The sequence below is a fragment of the Dietzia sp. B44 genome (assembly GCF_014145245.1).
GTDB classification, from domain to species: domain Bacteria; phylum Actinomycetota; class Actinomycetes; order Mycobacteriales; family Mycobacteriaceae; genus Dietzia; species Dietzia natronolimnaea.
Genome location: NZ_JAALEF010000228.1, coordinates 1 through 3,422, shown reverse-complemented (window position 1 = coordinate 3,422; position 3,422 = coordinate 1). Strand labels below are relative to the sequence as shown.

Genomic DNA, 3,422 nt, shown 5'->3' with positions numbered 1-3,422 from the left:
CACCACGGGAGTGCAGTTCCAGGGCGAACAGCTCGGCGTCGAGGCCGTCGTCACTGACGAGGAGCACCTCGCGCCCCTCGTCCACGGCGGCGAGGGGTGCCGCCGAACGGGGATCGAGCAGCTCGACGACGGGGCGGGCCTCGACCGCGACCGCCCCGGCCAGCACACCCTGCCGCTCGCGCTGGACCCGTGAGCGGATGTCCACGACGAGCGCCCCCGCCTCGACGGTGGTGCGGTAGTCCGCCACGTCCAGCGTGAGGGCGGCGGGGTCGGTGAGGGTGACGGCGAGAGAGGTCATCTGGTGCTCCTGGTCAGGCGGGTCCCGGTCGGTCCGTTCGAGGGTGCTGCTGCCGGTCGGGGACACCAGTGCTGCGCACGTGCGGAGCCCGCCGGACCGGCCGAGGGCATTCGTCGTGCGTGCATGGCCCCAATAATAGACAGACCGGTCTATCTACGACAAGAGCGGATTCCTTCGGCCCGCTGACCACACCCGACAGCACACCCGCTGGCGCCCGAACATTAGTTGATGCATCATATAGTCAGACCGAAGGAGCATCATGACCACCGCACGCACGCGTCAGCCCGCCGTCTTCATCGGCCACGGCGTCCCCCTCAACGCGCTCGAGGTCAACCAGTGGACCCGCGAATGGGCCGCGCTCGGCACCTCCCTCCCCGAACGTCCCCGCGCCGTGCTGGCCGTCTCGGCCCACTGGTACATCGGGGCCACCGCGGTGACCGCGATGGCCAACCCGAGGACGATCCACGACTTCTACGGCTTCCCACGGGAGCTCAACGAGTTCGACTACCCGGCCGCCGGTGCACCCGAGCTCGCCTCGGAGGTGGCCGAGGTGGTCAAACCCACCTGGGTCGGCGAGGACCGGGACTCGTGGGGGCTCGACCACGGCACGTGGTCCGTCCTCACCCACGTGTTCCCCGATGCCGACGTCCCGGTGGCCCAGTTGTCGGTGGACGCCTCCAAGCCCGCGGGCTACCACTTCGACCTGGGCACCAGGCTCTCGGCGCTGCGGGACTCCGGTGTGCTGATCCTGGCCAGCGGCAACGTGGTGCACAACCTGGCGGCCGCGGACCCCTCCCGCGGGGACTCGGGGACGGACTGGGCGCACCGATTCGACGACCACGCCCAGGAACTGCTCACCGAGCGGCCGGAGGACGCCCTCTCTCTGGTCGAACACCCCGACGCCCGACTGGCCGTCCCCAGCGCCGACCACTTCCTGCCCCTGCTCTACACGGCGGGGATGGCGGCCGGATCCGGCGAGAAGCTGGACGCCTTCAGCAAGGGGTACGCCTGGGGGTCGGTCTCCATGACGAGCTACCGCTCCGCGGCCTGACCCGCACGCGCGGCCTGACCCCGCTGCGCCGTCAGGTCCCCCTGGCCCGGTTCGCGAGGCCGCCCGTCAACGGCAGCAACACGACCAAGGACACCCACATCAGCTGGGCGGTCCCCGCGCCGACCGTCACCGCCACGGGGACCGATGCCAGGAACACCACCGGGGTGGCGGTCGCCGCCAGGAGCATTCTGCGGTTCTCCCTCGCCGACGTGGGACGGCGTTCCAGTCCGACCGCGCGACCACGCTGGTACACGGCGGCCTGCGCGAGGGACACCCCGGCGATGTTGAGGGCGTAGAGCGCGGTCGGCAGGTCGAGATCGGCCGTGGCCGGGTTGCTGATCGCGTCGGTGGTGAAGGGCACGAGGATCACCAGGCCCGTCGCCAGGAGGTTGCCGACCACCATCGGGCCGTCGAGTCCGGTGAGGCCCTTGATCATCCTGACGTTGACCCGCCACAGCGCGCAGATCACCACGAAACTCAGTGCGACCCCGGTCAGCTGCTGCCCGAGCCCGGATGCCGCCAGGGAGCCGAGGTCCTGCCACGCCTCCGGCCCCGGCAGGTCGACGTTCACGATGAGCAGCGTGACGGCGAAGCCGTAGATGGCGTCGAAGAAGGACACCCCGCGGTCGAACTCGGAGGTGTCCCTGCGGATCACCTCGTCGTCGTCGTCGATCTCTCTCCGTCCGATCCCGTCCATGGCGGACAGCATGCCACCGGCGCGGGGAGAGATTCAGGTGTTCCTCTCGAACACCAGTCGCAGTCCCTCGAGCGCGAGCTCCGGCTCCACGTCGGTGATCGTCCGCGACTCCTCCGCCACGACTTCCGCACGCAGTCCGGTCAGCACCACCGCCGCGTCGGCCAACTCGGCGACGTCCGTCCGCAGGCGGTCGACCAGCGCGTCGATCTGCCCGGCGAACCCGATCACGATCCCGGCCTGCAGCGCGGCGACCGTGTTCTTGCCCAGCGCGCCCCGGGGCCGCACGACCTCGATCTTGCGCAACGCGGCCGCGCGCTCGGCGAGAGCGTCCACGGAGATGTCGATCCCGGGCGCGATCGCCCCACCGAGCAACTCGCCGCGGGCGGAGACGGCGTCGACCGTGGTCGCGGTGTCCACGTCGACGACGATCACCGCGCCCTCGAACAGGGTGTGGGCTGCCAGGGCGTTGACGACCCGGTCGGACCCCACCTCCCGCGGAGAGTCCACGAGCAGTGGTACCCCGGTCTTCACTCCGGGCGCCACCACGACCGCGCGCAACCCGGGCCAGTAATCTGCGGCCATCCGTCGCAGTTCGCCCGTCACCGACGGCACGACCGACATCGCCGAGATTCCGGTGAGCCGCTCGGCGCACTCGCCGAGCAACCCCCGGATGGTCAGCGCCAACTCGTCGGAGGTCACCGCCGGCGACGTCCGCATGCTCCAGGTGCGCTCGAGTGGACCGCCATCGGGGGGGAAGACGCCGAGCCGGATGTGGGTGTTGCCGACGTCGACGGTGAGTAACACGGCCCTACCCCGACACCTAGACGGTGGCGGGCTCGGGGACGCGCGGGTTCTTCAGGCCCGACCCCTCGGGGACGTCCGCCGGATCGGTGCCCTCGGTGAGCGTGCGGTTGTGGGCATCCACGAAGACCACGCGCGGCTCGTAGGCCCGCGCCTCGGCGTCCTCCATCACCGCGTACGCGATGATGATCACCAGATCCCCGGGATGGACGAGGTGCGCGGCCGCACCGTTGATGCTGATGACCCCCGAGCCCCGCTCGCCGGTGATGGCGTAGGTGGTCAGACGGGAGCCGTTGTCGATGTCGACGATGTCGATCTGCTGCCCCTCGAGCAGGTCCGCGGCGTCCATGAGGTCCGCGTCGATGGTGCAGGAACCCACGTAGTGCAGGTCCGCCTGGGTCACCGTCGCCCGGTGGATCTTGGAGTGGAGCATGGTGCGCTGCATCTAGATGCCTTCCTGGAGGTCTGCGGCCAGCTCGGCCTGCTGGGAGGCGACGGTCGCCTCGGCGGCGGCGAGGAACCCCGTGCCGATGGCCACGCCGACGTTGTCGATGAGGCGGGCGGAGCCGATCCGG

4 protein-coding genes and 1 pseudogene are annotated in these 3,422 nt (G+C 70.5%); 1 reads left to right on the top strand and 4 read right to left on the bottom strand.

Translation table 11 applies throughout. From position 1 onward, the window contains the following. Window positions 1-298 (bottom strand): annotated as a pseudogene (locus G6017_RS08375) (rhodanese-like domain-containing protein); the annotation flags it as partial. A gap of 259 nt (window positions 299-557) precedes the next feature. Between G6017_RS08375 and ygiD the strand changes: the two are divergent. Beyond that, on the top strand, window positions 558-1,349 hold the full coding sequence (gene ygiD / locus G6017_RS08370; RefSeq protein WP_182616903.1) for a 4,5-DOPA-extradiol-dioxygenase: 792 nt from the start codon (window positions 558-560) through the stop codon (window positions 1,347-1,349). 31 nt (window positions 1,350-1,380) lie between these two features. Here ygiD and G6017_RS08365 read toward each other — a convergent pair whose 3' ends face one another. The 3 genes from G6017_RS08365 to panD are packed head-to-tail and all read right to left on the bottom strand — an operon-like array spanning window position 1,381 to window position 3,292. Further along, the gene (locus G6017_RS08365) at window positions 1,381-2,046 is read right to left on the bottom strand and encodes a TMEM175 family protein (protein ID WP_182610268.1); all 666 of its coding nucleotides are present in this window, start codon (window positions 2,044-2,046) and stop codon (window positions 1,381-1,383) included. 33 nt (window positions 2,047-2,079) lie between these two features. Continuing rightward, a complete protein-coding gene (locus G6017_RS08360; RefSeq protein WP_182610267.1) occupies window positions 2,080-2,850 on the bottom strand; it encodes a type III pantothenate kinase in 771 nt (256 codons plus the stop codon). A gap of 16 nt (window positions 2,851-2,866) precedes the next feature. Further along, window positions 2,867-3,292: an aspartate 1-decarboxylase gene (gene panD / locus G6017_RS08355; protein WP_179524479.1), complete on the bottom strand. Its 426-nt coding sequence runs from the start codon at window positions 3,290-3,292 to the stop codon at window positions 2,867-2,869. Window positions 3,293-3,422: the final 130 nt, after the last annotated feature.